Source organism: Mesorhizobium sp. 113-3-9, assembly GCF_016756515.1.
Lineage (GTDB): Bacteria > Pseudomonadota > Alphaproteobacteria > Rhizobiales > Rhizobiaceae > Mesorhizobium.
Genome location: NZ_AP023246.1, coordinates 6,283,159 through 6,303,514 on the forward strand (window position 1 = coordinate 6,283,159; position 20,356 = coordinate 6,303,514).

Below are 20,356 nucleotides of genomic sequence, written 5' to 3' on the forward strand. Positions count from 1 at the left end.
ATGGATCGGGTCTTCGTCGAATATTACGAGGAGGAACTGACCCATATCCGCGGCCTCGCGGCGGAATTCGCCGACATGCATCCGGCGGTGGCGCGCAACCTTTCCCTCGACACGGTGCCCTGCCCGGATCCTTATGTCGAACGGCTGCTGGACGGCGTCGCCTTCCTCGCCGCGCGCACCCGGCTGAAGGTCGACGCCGAGCGCTCGCGATTTTCGCGCAGCGTGCTCGACGTCCTCTATCCCGATCTGGTCACGCCGGCGCCGGCAACGGCGATGGCCGTGCTGAAACCCGGCCAGCAGGTGCAGACCATGCCCGCCGGCCACGTCGTCAAGCGCAACACGCGGCTGGTCTCCAGCCTGCAACCCGGCCTGTCGACGCGCTGTACTTTCTCCACCGCGCAGGACATGACGCTGTGGCCGATAGCGATCACTTCGGTCAGCTATTTTCAGGATCGCAGCGCGCTGGCCGCGGCCGGCATAGGACCGATCGGCGGTACCGGCGGCGAGGCAGCGCTGCGCCTGGCGCTGACGCGGACCGGAAAGGGCAAACTCGACGAATTGGCGCTCGACCAGCTTGACCTCTATTTTGCCGGACGCACCAAGGCGCCGCTTCTGTTCGACGCGATCTTTGGCGCCTGCGTGGCTGTTGGCGCGCGACCGGAAGGCAAGACCAACCGGCTGTCGCCCTTGCCGGTACCCGAAATGGTCGGCATCAGCGACGACGAGGCCTTGATGCCGCGCACCCGCCCGACATTCGAAGGGTACCGCCTGCTGCGCGAATACTTCGTCATGCCGGAGCGCTTTCACTATGTGCGGGTCCTGGGACTGCAGACCGTGGTGCGCAAATGCGAGGCCGGCCTGGAGATCATCTTCCTGTTCCGTCGCCCGGTGCCCGAACTCGCCGACCTGACGCCGGCGGATTTCGAACTTTTCGCGACGCCGATCATCAATCTGTTCGAGCGTGAGTGCAATGTCGTCGAGCTCGACGCGCGCAAGACGCGGCAGGTGATCCACGCCGACCGCACGCGGGCGCGCGACTTCGAGATCTATCGTGTGATCCGCGTCGAGGATGCCGACAGTGAAGGCAGCGACGCCGAGATACCGGAGTTGTTCAGCCTCGGGCAGAACCGCGGCAGTGGCTGGGTCTATTCGACGGAACGGCGCCCAAGGCGGGCAACGGAGGATGAACGGCGCGAGGGTCTGACCCGCACGTCATACACCGGGGACGACGTTTTCCTGGCCGTATCGCGGCCGCTCGCAAGTCCCGCGAACCGGCCGCTGAAGCGTCTCGACATCATGGCGCTTTGCACCAATCGTGATCTGCCGATCCTCGATGACAATCCGACCTTGACGCTCGAGGCCGGTGACCCGGTCGAATCCGTTCGGCTGCTCGGTGCGTTGCGTCCGCCACAGCCGGCCATCCCGGCGGCGCTTCCCGCCGGGGCCGGCGGTGAATCCCGCGCCGACGATCTCGCCTGGCGGCTGGTCGCGCAGCTGGCGCTCAATTTCTTGAGCCTTGCCAAGGAAGGCCGCGGCGTCGATCCGCTGCACGCGCTGCTTGATCTTTATGCCGACCGGGGCGACCCGGGCCTTGCCCGCAACGTGCATTCGATCGTGCGCATAGACTCGCGGCCGGTGGTCGAACGACTGCAGATCGATGGGCCGATGTGCTTCGGGCGCGGCACTGAAGTGACGCTGCATGTCGATCAGTCAGTGTTGGCGGGGCAAAGCAGCTTGCTGCTGTCGGCCTTGCTGGCGCGGCTATTTGCCCGTCATGCCGGAATAAACGGCTTCGTGCGAACTCGCACGCGGCTGCTGCAGAAGCAGGAGGATGTGCCATGGCCGATGACGCCCGGCAATCGCTACCTGATCTAGACAAGTCACCTGATCCGGAAAAGACACCTGATCCGGGCAAGTCACCTCATCTGGACAAGGCTGGCCCGGACCGGGCCGAAGGTCTCTCCGAAGCGTTCGACTTTTTCGAATTGCTGCGCCGTCTTGAACAGCGCAGCGGTCTGTTCGGCCATTCCGGACGGCCCGACCGCGAGCCCGCGAGGCTCGGCCAGCATGTGCGGCTGGCCTTTTCCGCGCGGGACCTGGTTCAATTCCGCGAAGCCAACGAAAAGGCGCCGGCACGGGTCACGGTCGCAAATCTCGGTCTGTTGGGCCCTGAGGGCCCAATGCCGCTGCATCTGACGCGCTGGGTGCTCGACCGCCTGTCGCAGCGCTGGTTCGCCGGCGCCGACGCACAGCAGACCAGCGACACGACATTCGTGGACTTCGTCAACATCCTTCAGCACCGCATGATTGCTCTCTACTACCGGGCCTGGGCGGATGCGCATCCCGCTGTCCAGGTCGAGCGCGCTGTCGGTGGCCGCGTTCGCGCCATGCTTGAGGCGATGGCGGGGATCGGGCTTCCCGGCACCCAAAATCCTGATCTCGACACCGTCAAGCTTCGCCAGGCCGCGGCGCTCGCCAGCCAGGTCGACGGCCCCGAAAGGCTGACGCTGTTCCTGGCGGAAGCGTTCAAGGTACCGGTTCAAATCAAGGAGTTCATCGCCGCCTGGATAACCATCCCAACGGGGCTCCAGACCCGGCTCGCAAAAGCCTATGCGGGGCTCGGCCGGGGGGCAACCATCGGTCCGCGCGTTTTCAACCGCCAAAGCAGGATCGAACTGCGTGTCGGCCCTCTCGGGCTTGAGGAATTCAAGGCCTTCCTGCCGGGAGGGTCGCGCCTCAAACTGTTCAAGCAGGCCGTTCGCGACATGGTTGGGGAAACGCTCGACGTCGACCTGCGCATCGTGCTGGCGCGTGAAGCCGTGCCGCCGCCTTGTATTGGAACGCTCCAGCTCGGCCGGACCGCCTGGCTTGCGCGGCCCACCGAAAGGGGGGATGCTGACGATCTGCGGCTGCGGACAATTGTCGGATGGCGGCCGGAAATGGCGGAGGGCGCGGCATGAGCCTGCTGCTGACGCTGGAGCAAGGGCCACGCACCCAGACGGTACGGCAGACCCGGCTGGACGAGGGCGAGCTGGTGATCGGCCGCAGCGCGGACGCAGGCTGGCAGATAAACGATCCCGACATGTTCGTTTCCCGCGCTCATTGCAAGATTTCGGGCGGGCGGGACGGATACTTCGTCACCGACACGTCGAGCAGCGGACTGTTCATAAACGACTCCGACAGCCCGCTTGGCCCCGGCAAGTCGACGCGCCTTCAAAACGGCATGCGGCTGAGGCTGGGCGACTACGTCGTCCATGTCGACCTGCAGACGCCAACCGCCCAGGCACCCACAGCCAGCCAGCCCATTCCGGAACGCCTGCCGCCGGCATCGCGAGCGCCGGTGAGCATCGGCCGTGATGATTTCTTTTCCGCCAAGGTCGAGGAAGAGCCGCGACGGCCGCGCCCGGCCGACCTGCCCAATCCGTTCGAGCAGCCGGTTGCGGGCGCGTTCGAGCGTGCCGCGTCCAGCCAGCGCAGTTCGCCTGCTTTCGATGACCCATTCAGCCTCGATCCGGTTTCGACGCCTGTGTCGAAAGACGACGCTCCTTACCTAGAACCCGGCGGCACCGAGAACCAAACGGACCCGTTCAGCCTCGACCCCTTGCCGTCCCTCGGACGCGGAGCCCAGATCGCTCGGGGAAAGCCGTCCGATTTCAATGATGATTTTGGTTTCGGGCCAGCCGCCGCAACCGGGTCGGCAAACGGCGCCGGCTCGGCCGGACAGCGCGAGCGCGTTGCCCAGCGCCCAGCCAATCCCTGGGATTTGCCCGTGCAAGCGGCAGATGGCCCGTCTCCGGCGCGCACGGGTGCCGCTGCCGCGCCTGCTCGCCTGCCGGCGGCGGCCCAGCCGGGAGACATGGCGCTTCGTTCCGCGTTCCTGCGCGGCATGGGCGTCGAGGAAGCCGATTTCCCCGGGCGCGACAGCATCGCGGAAATGGAGAAATTCGGCCATGAATACCGGCTGATGATGGAAGGCCTGATGCAGCTTCTGCGCAAGCGGGCCGAGGAAAAGGGAAACGCCCGCGTTGCCCAGACCATGGTCGGGGCTTCCGAAGTCAATCCGCTCAAGTTTCTGCCGACGGTCGACGACGCCATCGTCACGCTTATCGCCGAGCGCAGTCCCGGATTCCTCGCCGGCGAAGCGGCTATCGCCGACGCGGTTCGCGATCTCGCTCAACATCACGTGCGCGCCTGGCGCGGCGTGCAAGGCGCCTTGCGGCGGATGATCGACCGCTTCGACCCGGCAGCGATCGAGGAAGAGCTGAAATCGAATTCGGCGATCGGTACCCTGCTTTCGGGCGGACGCGGCGCCAAGCTGTGGGAACTCTACCAGAAACGCCATCGTGAAATCGCCGAGAGCGCGGAGAAGAGCTTCCTTGGCGAAATCGGCGCTGATTTTCGGGACGCATATGAGGAGGAGTGAGACATGATCGATCGACGCGAATTTATCGTTGCCCTTGGCGCAACGGGGCTGCTTGCGGCTTGCCAGAGCGGCCCGCCAAAACCTTCGGTGATCACCGTCAACGTGTCCGGCGGGGCCGGCATGAACCCGGGACCGGGCGGCGGCGACCGGCCGGTGACCGTCCTCGTGATGCGGCTGCGCAGCACCGGCAAATTCAATTCCGCCGACTACTTTGCCTTGCAGGGCGATGCCGGTACGGCGCTGGCAGGCGATCTTATCGGATCCGACCAGATTGCCGTCGGGCCGGGAAAATCCGCGTCCAAGACCATCACCGTCGAGCCGGATGCCACGGCGCTGGGCTTCGTTGCGCTCATCCGCGAGCCTACAGGCAGGAGCTGGCGGACGACCAAGTCGGTGTCGCCGGGATCCAAATTCACGATCAATGTCACGCTTGGCAGCGGCGGTATTTCCGCCTAGCGGCCAGGGCAAGGAGAGCTCGATGCAGAGAGCAACGGCATGAGCGATGCAAACAGGGTGCTGTGGTCCGAAGGCCTTTTTCTGCGGACCCAGCATTTCCAGCAGCAGGATCGTTTCTTCGAGGCGACGGTGCGCGGCGCGTTGCAGGCCGGGCAACTGCATACGTTCGGCTTTCAACAGCTGACGCTGGACCAGGCGTTGCTGGAGGCCGGCCAGATCTCGATCCTGTCGGCGCGGGGCATCTTCCCGGACGGGACGCCGTTTTCCATTCCCGACATGATGGACGCGCCGCGACCTTTGCCGGTCACCCCGGACACAGGCGCCGGACCGGTGCTGGTCGCCTTGCCGCTGGAACCTCCCGGTGGTGTCGGCTTCGATCCGGCACACGCGGCCGCGTCGGGAGCACGCTATCATGGGCGCATCGTTTCGGTGCGCGACGCCGTCCAGGGCGGTTCAGACCCCGAAGAAATCGAAATCGCACGGCCGCAGGCGCTGCTGCTTGCGCCCGGCAGGTCGGTTGGCGGCTACACGGCCTTGCCGATAGCCGACCTCAAGGGGATTCGAGCCGATGGCGGCGTCTCGCTGGACGAGACCTTCCTGCCACCGACACTGGTTACCGGGGCGGTGGCCTGGTATCGGCAATTGCTTCTGGAAGTCGTCACGGGCCTCGACCAGATCGCCGAGGCGCATGGCAAGATGGTGATGGGCGGGCCTGGGCGCAGCGTTGAAGACCTGCTGATGCTCAACCTCGCCAATGCGGCGCGGCCGCGGCTGGCCCACATGCTGGCGCAGGATGTCTTCCATCCGGCCGAGCTTTACCTGGAGCTTGCCGGGCTCGCCGGTTCGATGGCCACCTACGGATCGAGCGCGCGGCGGCTGGGCGAGTTGCCGGCTTACGATCACATGGCACCCGGGCCGGCCTACATGGCGCTGGCGGATGCACTGCGCTCGCTCATCCTCAGCCTGCGCTACATCGAGCCGAAATCGCGGGCACTGCCGGTCATGCGGCATTCGACCAATGTCTGGAAAATCCGCATCGACAATCCGAAGCTGCTGGTCGCCAGCCGCATCGTCATCCGGGTCGGCTCGGAGCTGTCGGAAGACGCGCTGCGCAAGATCTTCGTCAATCAGGCGACTGTCGGCTCGGCCGACCAGTTCGAGGGCCTGTGGAAATCACGCCTGCCCGGCATTCCGCTGAAACCGCTTCACTCCCAGCCGCGCGAAATCCCTTACGACGGCGATCGGCTATGCCTCGAACTGGACCAGAAAAGCGAGCATTGGGCGTCGCTGCTCGATGCACCCGGCTTCGTCATTGGCGTTTCGGGCGTGTTGCCAAGTGAGCCGCAAGTGGACTGCTATTCGGTGAACAGGTGAGATGATGAGCCGCGATGATCCTTTCGGACTGTCGGAGGATCGCGAACGAACCCGCATACGGCTGACCGGCGCGCCGATGCCGCGGCCGATGGCGCCGCTCTTGCCGGGCACGGCGGTCAAGCGGTCGCGCACGCATCCGAACGCGCTTGTCAACGCGTTCGCGCCCTTGCTCGAATTCGCGCCCGAGCTTGAAAGCGCTCTGGCGCCGGAGAACCCGGAAGCGTTGCGCACCCGTCTGCTCGAAGAACTGGTTCGGGCACGCGACACGGCGATGGCTACGGGGTCTTCGCTGGAGCGCGCCGATCAGGCAGCCTGGGTGGTGGCGGCGCTGCTCGACGATCTCGCCCTGAACACGCCGTGGGGCGGGGCCAGCGCCTGGCCGCGGCAGCCGCTCGTGGTCATGCTGCGCGGCGATGTCGATGCCGGCACGCAGTTCTTCACGCGTCTCGACGAACTGGAACGCCATCCCAACCGCGACCGCGAATTGCTGGAACTGCAGTATGACTGCATGGCGCTCGGCTTCCGCGGCAAATATCGCGTGCCCGGCCGCTCAGGCGACCGATCGCTCAATGCGGTTCGCGTGGCGGCGGCACGCTTCCTGCGCGATGCCGATGCGGAGGGCGCGCCGCTGTCGCCAAACTGGAAAGGCGTCATCGCATCCGACGAACCGCAGCGCTTCATCGTGCCGATCTGGGTCATGGCGCTCGGTGCGGCGGTTGTCGCCACGGCCGTCCATGTCGGGCTGTCAATGGGATTGAGCAGCCAGGCGGTCGAGCTTTCAGCTCTTGTTCGGGCCTTGCCGCCGCCTGAACGCGGCGACATCAGCCGGACCTCGCCCAAGGTCGACGCCCCGCCACCGGAGAAAGTGGATTTTGCGCTGTTGCCGGAATTCCAGGCCGGCGCGCCGGCTGACCTCAAATCCGCGCTTAGCGGCACCGAGAGCGTCTCGCTGGCCAAGCTGATCATCCAGGCCTCCAACCCGGAACTGTTCCAGTCGTCGCGGCCACAACTGACCGAAGGCTTCGAGCCGCTGATCGGTTCGATCGCCAAGGTGATCCTCGCCAATCAGGAGCTGATCGGGAACATCACGGTGATCGGACATACGGACGGCATTCCCCTGCAGAAGACCAATCCGCTGTCGACCAACCAGCGGCTGTCGGAGGCCCGCGCCCAGACGATCGCCGACATGCTGGTCCAGAACGGGGTGCCGCAGGACCGCGTCCATTCCGAGGGCCGCGCGGCGACCGATCCAGTGGCCAGCGACAGCACGCGCGAGGGGCGAGCCTTGAACCGCCGCGTCGAGGTGCTCGTCGAAAAGAGGCTGTGAGATGTTTATCCTGCGCTTCCTCTGGGCGGTTCTGACATCGCGCTGGCTGTGGACGCTGATCGGCATCACGCTGCTTTCCCTGGTCATCTGGGTGTTCGGTCCGATCGTCAGGGTCGGTCCTTACGAACCATTCACTTCTGAAAATGTGCGCATCGTCATCATCGCGCTGCTGGTTATCTTCTGGCTGATCTGGCTGATCGTCGCCCAGCGCCGGGCGATCCGCGCCAACCGCATGTTCGTCGCCGAGATCGCGGCGCCCGTGGCGGAAAAGCCGCTCAGCCCCGGCGAGGAGAACGTCGCCGCCGTGGGTGCCAAATTTGCCGAGGTGATGGCCGAACTGAAGCGTCGCAAGCTGGGCGGACGCAAGTTCCTGCGCGAGATGCCATGGTACGTGATCGTCGGGCCGCCGGCCACCGGCAAGACCACGGCCCTGCGGCAGTCCGGACTGAATTTTCCGATCGACCTCACGGACGATTTGCAAGGGGTCGGTGGCACGCGCAACTGCGACTGGTTCTTTTCCGAGAACGCGGTTCTGATCGATACCGCCGGCCGCTATGTCCAACAGGAAAGCCAGCCCGATGTCGACGCGGCGGAATGGCTGGGCTTCCTCGACCTTCTGAAGAAACATCGCGGCCGCCGCGCGCTCAACGGCGTTATCGTCGCGCTTTCGATCGACGTGCTTTCAGAGGGCGACGAAGCCATCAAGGCACACGGTCGCAAGATCCGCCGCCGGCTGGCCGAACTCAACGACCGGCTCGAAATCCGCCTTCCGGTCTATCTGATGCTGACCAAGGCCGATCTGATTAGGGGTTTCGAGGCTTTCTTCGGCGGCCTGTCCACCGCCTCGCGCGAACAGGTCTGGGGAACGACCTTCGCGCTGGATGCGCGCGTCGATGCCAAGACCATCGAGCGGGAAATTTCAATACTGGCGACGGAACTCGAGCGGCGGCTGGTGCCGCGCCTGGAGGACGAGGACAAACTCGCCGCCCGCGCCGAGATCTTCAGGTTTCCAGCCCAGTTGTCCAGCCTGTCCGAACCGATCCAGGTTCTGGTCGAGGCGATGTTCGGCGAAAGCCGGTATGAAGAGGCCGCCTGGCTGCGCGGCCTCTACCTGACATCGGCGACGCAGGAAGGGGCGCCCATAGACCGGCTGACCGCGGCGCTGTCGTCGTCCTTCGGCCTGCCGCCACGGCGCGCCCTGCCCGCACCAAGAGTCGAGAAGCGCAGCTTCTTCCTGAAGAACCTGCTCACCGAAGTCATCTTCAAGGAAGCCGGCCTCGGCACGTTCGACCCGTTGGCGCAACGCCGTCGCGCCTGGATCTGGCGAGGCGCGGCGGCCGCGTGCGCGGCCGGCGCCTTGCTGGCCGGCGGGCTGTTCACCTGGTCCTATTTCGACAACCGCAACGCGATCACGGCCCAGGCAAGCCAGTTCGAATCGTTGCAAGCGCCGCTGACCTCGGCTGCCGCAAGCCCGGCATCGGTGCAGCAGCCCGCCATCGACGGCGCGCTCGAGGCGATGGACGCGGTCGCAAATGCCCGGACTGCACCGCCGGGCGCCGCCCAGGACCTGCTGGGTCCATCGGCCTCGGCCGAACTGGTGCGGGCGCAGAGCGACACATACGACCATGCCCTGCGCAATGTTCTCGAGCCACGGATGGTCGCACTGCTCGAGGCGACCATGTGGCGGCAGATCCGCGATCCGGATTTCATGCTCGGAGCCCTGAAGACCTATCGCATGATGACGGGCCTGTCGCAGATGGATGCCGATTTCGCCCAGAACTGGTGGGTGAACAGCTTGCCGGAATTCGCGGCCGCGGCACCATTTCCGACCGCCGACGCCGAAGAGCATCAGCTTGCCGCCATCCGCCGCATGGCGGTCGACGAAAGCTACGTCGCGCCCGACCAGGCCCTGGTTGCCGAAGCGCTGAAAACGGTCTGCACGATCTCGCTGCCGGCGCGTGCCTATAAGCAGCTACTGGCCGACCCGGAGGTGGCCGGGCTCAAGGAGTGGATTCCGGCCAATTTCGCCGGCCCCAATGGCGGCAAGGTGTTTGCGCGGCGTTCCGACAAGACACTTCGCGTCGGCATTGCCGGGGCATTCACCTATGCCGGCTTCCACGACGCCATTCTCGACCGCATCGACGATGTCGCCGCCCAGGCGGCGCTCGATCGCGCGGTTTTCGCCGGCGGCTGCTCGGAAAACTCCGAAACCTCGGTCTCGGCGCTGTCCGAGGATATTCTGAAGCTCTACTATGACGACTACATCGCGCAATGGGACAGCTTCCTGCGAGACATGCGGCTCGCGCCATTGACGGATCTCAATGTCGCCAGTGAAAATCTGAAGGATCTGTCGAGTGCCGATTCAGCCCTGAAACGTCTGCTGACGGCGGTCGTGCAGGAGACCGAACTGACGCGCTCCGACGAAGCGCCCGCCGACGACAAGGCAGCGGCCAAGGGCGCTTCGAAACTGCTCGGCAAGCTTGGCAAACTCGGCAAGCTGGCGACATCAGGTGCGAAACTGCTTCCCCGCGCCGGATCAGCCACAGAGGTGGATTTGACCGGCAATCTGGTGGCGGCACATTTCAAGCCGCTGAAGAGCACCATTGCCGAGGTCGACGGCCAGCCGCCGGCACTGGATGCCGCGGTCGTCGCGCTGACCGCGCTGTCGAACGTCCTGCAGACGGTCACCGCGAATCCCAATCCGCAAGACGCCATCAAGAAGCAGGGCGGCCTTGCCGAACTGACCGGCGCGGTCGCCAGGCAGGCACAGATCCTGCCTGACCCTATCAACGCCTGGCTCAGCGGGATTGCCGGTGACACCAGCAATTTGACGCAAAAGGCTGTGACCTCGGAGCTCAACGCCATCTGGCGGGCCGACATACTGCCTTTCTGCCAGGCGGCGCTGAACGACCGCTATCCGTTCAGCGCCGACAGCGCGGTGGACGTCAATGTGCGTGATTTCGCCCGCCTGTTCGGGCCGGCCGGACTGATCGACGGTTTCATCAACGACCATCTGATCAACTATGTCGACACGACCAGCCAGCCGTGGAAATGGCGCGCCGATTTCGGCCTCGATCCCTCGGCGCTGGCGGCGTTCGAGCAGGCCAGGCATATCCGCGACGATCTTTTTCCTGGCGGCACCGGACCGGTGATGAGCTTCACGCTCGAACCGAAAGACCTGTCTCCGAACGTCACGCGCGTCACGCTCAATCTCGATGGCCAGACGCTGGTCTATTTCAACAATGCGACGCGGCCGCAACCGATGACGTGGCCGGGCAAGGACGGCACCGGGGTTATTTCGCTCGCCTTCCAGCCCATCGACGGCTCGCCCGAAATCATGCTCAACGAGACCGGCAGCTGGGCGTGGCTGAGGATGCTGCGCAACGGCCGTTTCGCCGGCACGGCGCTGTCCGATGTCTACAGCCTGCGCCTGGGCACGAAGGGAATGTGGGCCGATTTCGAACTCAAGGCCGCCAGCGTCGAGAACCCCTACAATCTCCAGATGTTCAAGAAATTCTCATGTCCGCCGCAGATATGATCTTGCCCGGCTTTTACGGCAAAATGCCAGCCACCGGCGATTTCGTGACGCGGCGGCTCTCCGGCGACTTTGTTCGCGGCTGGGACCGCTGGCTGGCGCAGCATCTCGTCCCACTGTTCGGCTCGGAAATTTGGCCAGGCACGACCGCGCTGCGCTTCCTGGCCGGCCCGGCGTCCTTCGGCGCCTCGGCAGGCATCATCGTGCAAAGCGCCGACAGGGTCGGCAGGAAGTTCCCTCTGAGCGTCGTCGCACAGCTTGCCGAAGCGCCCATTCAGCTGGCTGACGCCGAGGCGTGGTTTTCCCAGATTGAAGCGGCGGCCATCGCCGCCCAGAACGGCGAGTTGACGCCGGACGAACTGGATACCGCACTGGCCGGACTGCCGGCGCCATCAGTCGAGCCGGGTGAAGAAGTCATCGGCGACATGGTGATGTGGACAGCCCGTTCGAACATTTTCGACATCGATCCGCAATCGCCACAGGCGGTTCTGGAGCAGATCCTCGCCGCAAGCTGGGAGACCAGTTGATGCAGATCTGGAACCAGATGGGCTATCCGCACCAATTCACCATGGGCATGGACAAGGCCGGCCATGAGTGGATTGTCGTGGTCGTCAAAGGCACGTTCGACTTCCCCGACAAGCCGGGCGGACTGGTGCAAAAATCGGCGGAACAGGTGCCGCTGGTGATGGCCGACACACAAACCGGCGTGCCCGGCTACTCGGCCACGCTGTGGGAGACCGACTTCGCCTTCCGCAAACCGCGCTGCGACGTGATCGCCAATGGCTGCGCCTACGCGCCGGGCGGGCGCCCGGCAGCGCGCGTGCCGGTCGGCATCAAGGTTGGCAATTGGTCGAAATTGTTCGAGGTCGTCGGCCACCGCGAATGGCGCGCCATCGGCCCGATCTTTACTGCCACATCGCCGCAGCCCTTCCTGAAACTGCCCATCTCCTATGACGTCGCCTGGGGCGGCGTCGACAGGCTGGATCCGGAAGACAAACTCCCGGGCAGCTACAAATACAACCCGGTCGGCACCGGCTGGTCGCGCACCAGGAACCAGCGCCTTATTCCAGGCCTGCGGCTGCCGAACACCCAGGCGGTCGACGAAGAGATCCGCTCGCCATTTGGCGACTACAAGCCGATGAGTTTCGGGCCCATGGGCCGGGGCTGGCCGGGCCGCATCGAATATGGCGGCACCTACGACCAGAACTGGATCGACAATATTTTTCCGTTCTTGCCGCCGGATTTCGATGAACGCTATTTCCAGATGGCACCACCGGACCAGCAGATCGACCACCCAAGGGGCGGCGAGGACGTACAGTTGATAAATTTGACGCCGGCAGGCAAGGAAAGCTTCCGCATGCCAACGACAGCGTTGCCGCTGACGCTGTTCAAAGGTCGCGAAAAAGCGTTCGTGGGCGAGCTTCTGCCTGATACGGTGCTGTTCGATCCGGAGAGGCGGCGGTTTTCGCTGGTCTGGCGGATGCAGCAGCACCTCCAGCGCACGATCCTCGATTTTTCGGAATGCTGGGTCGGGCCGCCAACACCCGGCATGCAACGCGCCTATGCCAAGCGCAAACGTTACATCCGCAAGTTCAACACTCCGCTTCGCGATGAAGACGAGGCCGCATGAACGCTGACCTCGATATCGTCTCGGCGGGCATGGTGACGGCAGTCGGCCTCGACGCGCCATCGAGTTGCGCCGCGATGCGCGCCCGTCTCGACGGTTTCCAGGAAACGCATTTCCTTGGCGCCGCCGGCGAGTGGCTGATCGGTGCGCCCGTCCCGCTGCCGCGCAACTGGATGGGCGCAAAGCGCCTTGCCCATATGGCCGCCGCAGCAATTGTCGAAGCGTTCGAAGCGATGCCCGAGGCCCGGGGCAGGACGGCCCTTGTTCTTTGCCTGGCTGAGGAGGATCGTCCCGGGCGTCCGGCGCCTGACAGCCGGAACCTGCTTGCCCAGATCGAGCAAATCACGGAAATCGTCGGTCCCATTGCCTCGCGCGTCGTCGCGCATGGCCGCCCGTCCGGCCACGTCGCGTTGGAGGCGGCCCGTCGCCTGCTCGCCTCCAATACTGCTCCTTTTGTGATAATTGTCGGGGTGGACAGCTATCTGACCTCCCAGACCATCAACCATTATCTCGCCCGAGAGCGGTTGCTCACGCCACGAAACTCGAACGGCTTCATTCCGGGGGAAGCCGCGGCTGCGATCCTCTGCGCGCGCGCGGGCGGCACCATGCACCTCACAGGGCTCGGCCTGGCACGGGAGGAAGCTCATATTTACAACGAGATGGATATTCCCTTCCGAGGGCAAGCGATGACAACGGCTTACAAGGAAGCGTTTGCCGGGTCACGGCGCCTCCATTCAGATATCACTCTCAAGATGGGAGATTTCGTCGGCGAAACATACTGGTTCCGGCAATGTGCCCTCGCCATGCTGCGCACACAACGCGAGCACTCGCAGGTGCGGCCAATATGGGCGCTGGGCGCGAGCTTGGGGAATGTCGGGGCGGCCGCTGTCCCGGTGATGCTGGGGTGGGCGCTGTCGGCGATACAACGTGGCTACGCGCCATCGGGGCCGATCCTGATCGAGGCCTCGGGCGATGACGGTGCATGCGGCGCTGCGGTGGTGGAGGCAAGATGACTGTCTTCGCGAACGGGCGAGAGATTTCGGCAGAGGCGCAAGGGTGCAAGGTCATTGCGGATTTCCCCGACACATGTTTCACCCCGCCCGAGAATCCGGCAACCCCGCCGGGCGTGCCCGTCCCATACCCTGATTTCGGGGTCGACTCCGATCTGACGTCGGGTAGCGGAACCGTGAAGATTGGCAACAAGCCTATCAGCCAGGAAAATAGCAGCTACTACAGCAAATGCAGCGGCGATGAGGCTGGGGCGGCGGCAAAAAAAGGAATAATCACCTCAAAAAATACCGGCAAGGTCTACGCACACGGCTGGTCGTCAGACGTCAAGGTCGAGAGCAAGGGTGTCGTTCGACTCGGCGACATGGCCACCAGCAATCACGGGACCGATCCCGGCGATGCGCCCCCAATGGTGATCGTCGGAAAGCCGGCATTCGGAATTCCTGGCGATGAAGACTGCATGGTCGGCAGCTTCGAGGATATTCACGAAAAGTGTAACGCCAAAAAGGACCCTACTGATCCGTTGGCCAAGCCGGGCACGCAAGGTGTGGCTCACCAAGCTCACCATATCGTTCCGGACCGCTGTTTTCGCGTCAATAGCGAAGATCGAATGGCGAACCCGCCATTTCCCAGCAGGGACCAGGGCATTTGTATCTGCATCCCTCGCGTGAACCACTCGGCGGCTCGGCCGCCGACAGGCGAAGACGTCACCGTGCACCATCACCTGGACAATGCTCTGACCGAACTCGGCGAGCAGGTCGCAACAAGAGCCAACCCGCGCGGCGTCGAGAAGGTGGATAAAATAAGAAATCAATGTTTGGATGCTCTTGCCGAACTGGTCGATGATCCTGTGTCCGCGGACTGCTTCGAAGTGGCATGTGAAAAGGTGACCGAGCAAACAGAGCCAATCAAGGACAAGTATGCTCGTGCGGAGAAAAGCTCCAGCAATATGAGTCCTGCCGCCAAGGGCGTGCTGAACAGGCAGCATCTGCCAACAGCATGAGATCGCTGCCAAGGGAGTATTGAGCAACCGATGAGGCGAAAACCAGAGATAACAGGAGGTGTCGTGAGCGTGGACAGGACCCTCTACATCCTGTTCAAAGCGACGCCGGGAGAAGACGATGACCGGCTCGTCGCCTCCGGTCGCGTTGCCGATGGTTCGGTTGTGCTTCGGCCTCGAGAGGAGGTCGCGGACCTAATCTCTTTCACGGCCCTGCAGCAGCCCTTCGAAGCCCAAGCCGCTGGACTGACTGGAGAGGGCGAGGTGGTGTATTTTTTCGACGCCGTCAGTCAACGTGAGCAGATATCGGGAGCCGGATTCGCCTCCGAGAATGCGATGAAGTTCGGCCGCATGACAAAGATACTGCAGATCGGCAATCGACTGTTGGCGCTCGGCTATGGGGGGCAAGTCTACATGCGGACGCCTTCGGAGGGCTGGAGGTTTCTCGGGGGCCCGAAAGGCAGCGATGACGGGTCAACAAACCTGGTCTACTTCTGCGCCGTTGCGCACAAAGGCCGGCTGTATTTTGGCGGAACGGAGACGAAGCGATTCAGGAGCACGGCAGAGATTGACGCAGCGAGCCAAGCCGGCGATGGCCGGCGTCTCGCGCGTGCCATCCTGGCGGCGAAGGTACCGGACAAAGCGGTGGTCGGGGTATACGACGGTTCGTGGAGCCAAGCGGATTTTGATCATCCCGGAACTGTCGTCGAGATGCTGGAGGCAGGCAGATCCATCGAGATTTTCACAACCAATGGACGCATTGTCTCGACACCCGATTTCCAGGAATTCAGCGACGTATTCGCATTCGGCAAGAAGAAATCTTTCTGGGATATAAAAAGAACGGAACAAGGGATCCTTGTGTACTTCGACGGCACACTTTTCCGGTGGACCGGCGAGATGGAGCCGTTCGAACCGTCGCTGCCTGGCGTTGACGAAAGTTTCATAAACGTTTCGAGCTATGCCGGATTCCTGGCAGCGTTCGCCCCGCATCAAATCTACAAGCTGGATGAAGACGATTGGGGCGAAGTTACTTACACTTTGTCGTAAGGGGCAGCGGGAAGGTCGTATAAAAATTCTTCAGATATCAGCCGCTGGCAACTTGGCAGCTAGATATTTGCGCACTTGATCGAGGTTCAACTGCTTGAGAGGGAGAGGACTACTGGCTTCCAGCATCCGGACCACAAAAAGCTCCCCAGCTTCCGAAAATTCGTCGAAACGCTCCTTTGCGATACGCTTGCCTTCGACACCCGCAACACGCAGCCCAAGCAGATGTGCTTCCAGCCGCTCTAAGAGCCGCTCCACGCGCTCCTCGTCCATCTCGGGGTTCTCGCCGGGATGCAGCAGATGGTGGTCGTAGACCGTCCAGAGGAAGGCCGCCATTTCCGCGTGCTGACGTACTATGTGTTCGAGTATCGGCGGCTTTGGCATCAATTCAGATTCACGGAGCCGCCACGGATACGGTTGGAGGCGCTGGCGTGGCTAACCAGGTTGGTGCCTCGTATGGTGAGATGGCCATCCTTTTCCATAATGATGACCGACTTGCCGCACCTCAGCTCAAGCCGCTCGCTCGAACTGATTTTCACCGTTTCACCGTCGCGCACGACATGACTGTTGTCCCGGCTGTTTGTCTGTCGTTTTGCGGGATCGACAATACGCCCTACGATCAGCGGTTTCAGCGGATTGGCATTTTCGAACAGCAGTGCGACTTCTGACCCGATCATGTCAGACGACAGTTCGGTCAGACTTCGCGCCTGCAGGGCTACCTCCTCCCGATTTCCGGGAAACACCACGAGTGGCGCACCTTGGTCGAACCCAAGCAGCAAACCAATCACCACTCCATCAATCCGTTCGTCAATATCGCTCATGGGTGCGTCCTCAGTTCTGCTTTATCTCCGAGCCTTTCATGATGATGTCGCTCGAAGCATTGACGTCTATCTTTCCTGAACCCTTGATGGTGATGTCTTTGCCCTTAATCGTGATCGTCCCATCCTTTTTCATGACAATTTCGGCACTTCCTGTTTTGATCGTGACGGACTCCTTGGCCTCGATGGTCAGGTTCTTGCCGACCACCATGCCCGCGTCCTCGCCGACCTGGATAAGGCTCTTTTTCCCGACCTTGAGCTCGTGCGCCCCATTGACTTGAGTTGAGGCATCCTCGCCGACCTTGATGATATGCGTTTTGCTGATTTGTGTGTTCTGGGCCCCGCCGATCTTGACGCCCTGATCAGACCCGATCTGTATGCCTTGGCTTGTTCCGACGTTCCAACTGTCCGACGCGCCAACATCGTGGCTCTGGCTGATGCCGACCGTGACCGAGCGGGCGGCGCCAATCGTGTTGGTCTGAACGCCGCCTACAGTTCGGGTTTCGGCAGCGCCCACCGTGTCGATGCGTGCTGCGCCCACGGTGACCGTCTGAACCAGTCCCACGGTCTGCGAATGGTTGGCGTCGATGTTTTCGGTCGAATTGGCGACGACGTGGATCGTCTCGTTCGCCCCCACCGTAAGCGAGCGGTTCGCGCCCACCGTCTCGGTGTCGTTCGAGCCGATATTCGTGGTCTGGTCGACGCCGACCTTGACCGTCTTGTTGTTGCCGACGTCCTCGTCGAGGTTGTGGCCGACGGAGTGCTTGGCGTCGTGGTCGATGCGGTCGGACTGGTCGTGCTGGACCAGCTTGGTGCGGTCGTGCTTGATCAGCAGGTTGTGGTCCTTCTGGGCCTGGAAGTTGACCAGCTCGGAGCCGGCCTTGTCCTCGAACATCAGCTCGTTGTAGCCGCCGCCGCCTTTCGAAGAGTTGGATTTCCAGCCCGATTGCGTTGCGTTGCCCGGCAAGCCGTAGGGCGGCATCTGCGAGGCGTTGTAGACCCTGCCGGTGATGATGGGCAGGTCAGGGTCGCCTTCGAGGAAGTCGACGATCACCTCCTGGCCGATGCGCGGTATCTGAATGAAGCCCCAGCCGCTGCCGGCCCAGGTCTGCGAGACACGCACGAAGCAGGAACTGTTTTCGTTCTTCTTGCCCAGGCGGTCCCAGTGGAACTGCACTTTCACCCGGGCATATTTGTCGGTGAATATCTCCTCGCCGGAAGGGCCGACAACCGTCGCCGTCTGCGGCCCGCGCATGATCGGCCGCGCCGTGATCCGGGGCGGGCGATAGGGCAAGGCAGTCGGCGCAACGCCCAGCACGACCTTGAAGTTTTCGCTGTGGGCCTCGTTCTGGGTTCTGTAGCCCGGATCGAACAACCTGTATTCGGCGCTGATCACCAGATATTCCTGGTTCTGGTCATCGCGCGGAAAGCTCTCCAGCTTGAAGGTACAGCCGGAATGGAGGCCGCGCACGGTTCCAACGGCTGTGATGCGCTGGTGCACGGCCTGGAGTTCCTCGCGCCGGATGCCGGCCAGGGTGTCGCCGCGCCCCACATCGAGATGCGCCCCGGGCTGGCGATAATTCTCGCCGGAGGCTTCCTTGTGGCTGAACGGCTGGGCGGACTTCGCCATCAGATCGGCGCCAGGTTTCTGGAAATCATAGTCGGTATGGGCATAGGCCCCCGGCCGCACCGAACTGCCCGGAATCCATTCGGTGATGTATTCGACGTCGCGCCGCGAGCCCTGTCCCTCGAAATTGTAAAGGATCTTCTCGTAGCCCGGCGCCGGCTTCAGCTTGTTCATGGCGTCGCACAGCACGAGCGTGTGCTTGCCCTCGTCATGCTCGAAGAAATAGAAGATGCCTTCGTGCTCGAGCAGGCGCTGCACGAAATCCAGGTCGCTTTCGTCATACTGCACGCAGTATTCGCGCGAGGGGTACGACCCTTGCAGCCGCTTCTCGAATTTCGCCGTACCGTATTTCGAGAAGATCTTTTCGACGATCTCGACAGCGGTCATGTTCTGAAAGATCCGGCAATCGGTGGTGTTGCCGAGAAACCAGAGCCACGGCCTGACGACTGCTTCGTAGTAGGCCAGCCGGTCCTCGATGCGGGTCAGGCGAAACTCGGACACCAGGCCGCTGAACCACCGTTTCGGATCGGATTCCCCTTCGACCGAAACCGCGCCCCCAAGCATCTTCGCCGGATCGATGTCCGAGTTGGGCCCGACGAACCCGACCGTATAGGCAAAGCAGCGACTGATCTCGTCGCGCCCGACAAGATGCGTGAAGGTCAGCTCGGCGCCGACCGGCGTCTGCACAACCGTGGCACGTTCGTTCGGCATGGGTCGAGCCCCTCCTGGACGCGGCCGCCGACGCGGTGGATTTGAAGTTCCATCTGCTGAGGAACCTTTTAGGACCCGCCGCACCAGGCCATGTTGAGCCTACCACATATTGTCCTGCCAACCAAAGAGGACACACGGCGGCTAAACCTTGCCCTGTCGATGCAACGGCTCGAAACACTGCTGTCCTGTTGTATGTGCAAACTGCTAGAATGTGGATTATCGGTCAGCGTTCGACGGCGATCCTGGATGTATATCAGTCTGCAAATCAACAATGTCGACGCCTTGCCCGCCGGCATCTCGACCGGCTACGCGGCGCGCGATCGCAGCTTCGAAATCGGACGCGATGCTTGCGACTGGACCTTGTCGGACCCCGACAAGTTCATCTCGGGCCGGCATTGCGAGGTTCGATACGAGGCAGGCGCGTTCTGGCTGCACGATGTCTCGCGCAATGGAACCTACGTCAACGGATCAAGCCAGCGCATGACCGCCCCCCATCGGCTGGGCAACGGCGACCGGATGCTGATCGGCCGTTATGTCATCTTCGTGTCGATCGACGAGGAGCGCGCCGCGACAGGTCATCCCAGCCGCAGCCCGACGCAGCGAGAAATGCCGGCCGCGACAAATCGGTCGCTGGAATTCGGAGATGGACCCTTCTTTGATCCTGCGGAGCAACGGTCCGGGCAACGGGTTACGGCTCCGGCATTCTCGTCGCAACCCTCGTCGCTTCCCTCGACACGAGACGAGGTGCTGCGGGAAATCGCGATCGCCGCCGGTATCTCGCCGGAATTGCTGCAATCGCGCGACCCGCATGAGGTTGCCGCCGAAATCGGCGCGGTGCTGCGGACGATGGTCGAGGAACTGACCTTGCTGCTGAAAGCCCGCGCGGCCGCGAAAATGCTGGCCAAGAGCACACAACGAACGATGATCAGCGCCGCCGACAACAATCCCCTGAAGTTCGTTCCGGGAACCGACGACATCCTCGAAATCATGTTCGCACGGCGCCGTGCCGGCTATCTCGATGCCAGGCGCAGCATCGAGGATGCGTTCCGCGATCTCAAGACGCACGAATTCGCCACCTATGCCGCCATGCAAGCGGCACTGTCGCGGCTGCTCGACGACCTGTCTCCTGAAGCGATCGGAAGAAAGCTTCCGCCGACGTCGTTCTCGTCGAAAAAGAGCCAGGCCTGGGACGCTTTTGTCGCGACCTGGCGAACCATGGAGGAAGCACACGAGAACGGCATGCTGGACATATTCCTGGCCTATTTCAGCGAAGCCTATGCCAAGGCCGACAAGCAGAAATAGGCGCTTCAGGGGAGCCGTGGCGCCACAGCCAACGAAGATACCTCTTCGGTGCGCGGCATCCGGTTCCAATCGGGAGTTTCTGAGACTACGATCGCATACGACAA

At 63.0% G+C, this 20,356-nt stretch carries 16 protein-coding genes; 13 read left to right on the forward strand and 3 right to left on the reverse strand.

Annotation, left to right across the window (positions count from 1 at the left end; genetic code table 11):
• From tssF to MesoLj_RS30680, 12 genes are all read left to right on the forward strand, one after another.
• Entirely contained in the window at window positions 1–1,875 is a 1,875-nt protein-coding gene (gene tssF, locus MesoLj_RS30625) for a type VI secretion system baseplate subunit TssF (protein WP_202323658.1), read from the forward strand.
• Window positions 1,839–2,960: a type VI secretion system baseplate subunit TssG gene (gene tssG, locus MesoLj_RS30630; RefSeq protein ID WP_202323659.1), complete on the forward strand. Its 1,122-nt coding sequence runs from the start codon at window positions 1,839–1,841 to the stop codon at window positions 2,958–2,960. The genes tssF and tssG overlap by 37 nt, the downstream gene beginning before the upstream one ends.
• Window positions 2,957–4,423 (forward strand): type VI secretion system-associated FHA domain protein TagH, encoded by a 1,467-nt coding sequence (gene tagH, locus MesoLj_RS30635; RefSeq protein WP_202323660.1) that lies wholly within the window; start codon window positions 2,957–2,959, stop codon window positions 4,421–4,423. Before tssG ends, tagH (MesoLj_RS30635) begins: the two co-directional genes overlap by 4 nt.
• 3 nt (window positions 4,424–4,426) lie before the next feature.
• Window positions 4,427–4,879: a type VI secretion system lipoprotein TssJ gene (gene tssJ, locus MesoLj_RS30640; protein WP_140775188.1), complete on the forward strand. Its 453-nt coding sequence runs from the start codon at window positions 4,427–4,429 to the stop codon at window positions 4,877–4,879.
• Window positions 4,880–4,918: 39 nt separating this feature from the next.
• Window positions 4,919–6,253, forward strand: a complete 1,335-nt coding sequence (tssK, locus tag MesoLj_RS30645) for a type VI secretion system baseplate subunit TssK (RefSeq protein WP_140775187.1) — start codon at window positions 4,919–4,921, stop codon at window positions 6,251–6,253.
• Between the two features lie 4 nt (window positions 6,254–6,257).
• Complete coding sequence (gene icmH / locus MesoLj_RS30650) at window positions 6,258–7,580, forward strand: type IVB secretion system protein IcmH/DotU (RefSeq protein ID WP_140775186.1); 1,323 nt, start codon at window positions 6,258–6,260, stop codon at window positions 7,578–7,580.
• Between the two features lies 1 nt (window position 7,581).
• Entirely contained in the window at window positions 7,582–11,118 is a 3,537-nt protein-coding gene (gene tssM / locus MesoLj_RS30655; protein ID WP_202323661.1) for a type VI secretion system membrane subunit TssM, read from the forward strand.
• Window positions 11,100–11,642 (forward strand): type VI secretion system-associated protein TagF, encoded by a 543-nt coding sequence (gene tagF, locus MesoLj_RS30660; protein WP_244735211.1) that lies wholly within the window; start codon window positions 11,100–11,102, stop codon window positions 11,640–11,642. The genes tssM and tagF overlap by 19 nt, the downstream gene beginning before the upstream one ends.
• The gene (locus MesoLj_RS30665) at window positions 11,642–12,745 is read left to right on the forward strand and encodes a DUF2169 family type VI secretion system accessory protein (protein WP_140775184.1); all 1,104 of its coding nucleotides are present in this window, start codon (window positions 11,642–11,644) and stop codon (window positions 12,743–12,745) included. The genes tagF and MesoLj_RS30665 overlap by 1 nt, the downstream gene beginning before the upstream one ends.
• Window positions 12,742–13,755 carry a beta-ketoacyl synthase N-terminal-like domain-containing protein gene (locus MesoLj_RS30670; protein WP_140775183.1) on the forward strand — a complete coding sequence of 338 codons (1,014 nt, stop codon included), beginning with the start codon at window positions 12,742–12,744 and terminating at the stop codon, window positions 13,753–13,755. Before MesoLj_RS30665 ends, MesoLj_RS30670 begins: the two co-directional genes overlap by 4 nt.
• A complete protein-coding gene (locus tag MesoLj_RS30675; RefSeq protein ID WP_140775182.1) occupies window positions 13,752–14,753 on the forward strand; it encodes a DUF4150 domain-containing protein in 1,002 nt (333 codons plus the stop codon). Before MesoLj_RS30670 ends, MesoLj_RS30675 begins: the two co-directional genes overlap by 4 nt.
• Before the next feature lie 63 nt (window positions 14,754–14,816).
• A complete protein-coding gene (locus MesoLj_RS30680; RefSeq protein ID WP_202323662.1) occupies window positions 14,817–15,797 on the forward strand; it encodes a hypothetical protein in 981 nt (326 codons plus the stop codon).
• Window positions 15,798–15,827: 30 nt separating this feature from the next.
• On the opposite strand, the gene MesoLj_RS30685 is transcribed toward MesoLj_RS30680, so the two are convergent.
• From MesoLj_RS30685 to tssI, 3 genes are read right to left on the reverse strand one after another with little or no spacing between them, the layout of a single operon-like run.
• Window positions 15,828–16,178 (reverse strand): hypothetical protein, encoded by a 351-nt coding sequence (locus tag MesoLj_RS30685; RefSeq protein WP_140775180.1) that lies wholly within the window; start codon window positions 16,176–16,178, stop codon window positions 15,828–15,830.
• Complete coding sequence (locus MesoLj_RS30690) at window positions 16,178–16,615, reverse strand: DUF6484 domain-containing protein (RefSeq protein WP_140775179.1); 438 nt, start codon at window positions 16,613–16,615, stop codon at window positions 16,178–16,180. The genes MesoLj_RS30685 and MesoLj_RS30690 overlap by 1 nt, the downstream gene beginning before the upstream one ends.
• Window positions 16,616–16,625: 10 nt before the next feature.
• On the reverse strand, window positions 16,626–18,950 hold the full coding sequence (tssI, locus tag MesoLj_RS30695) for a type VI secretion system Vgr family protein (RefSeq protein WP_202323663.1): 2,325 nt from the start codon (window positions 18,948–18,950) through the stop codon (window positions 16,626–16,628).
• A gap of 246 nt (window positions 18,951–19,196) precedes the next feature.
• Here tssI and tagH (MesoLj_RS30700) point away from each other — a divergent pair, with 246 nt between their 5' ends.
• A complete protein-coding gene (tagH, locus tag MesoLj_RS30700) occupies window positions 19,197–20,252 on the forward strand; it encodes a type VI secretion system-associated FHA domain protein TagH (protein WP_202323664.1) in 1,056 nt (351 codons plus the stop codon).
• The last annotated feature ends 104 nt before the right edge of the window (window positions 20,253–20,356 follow it).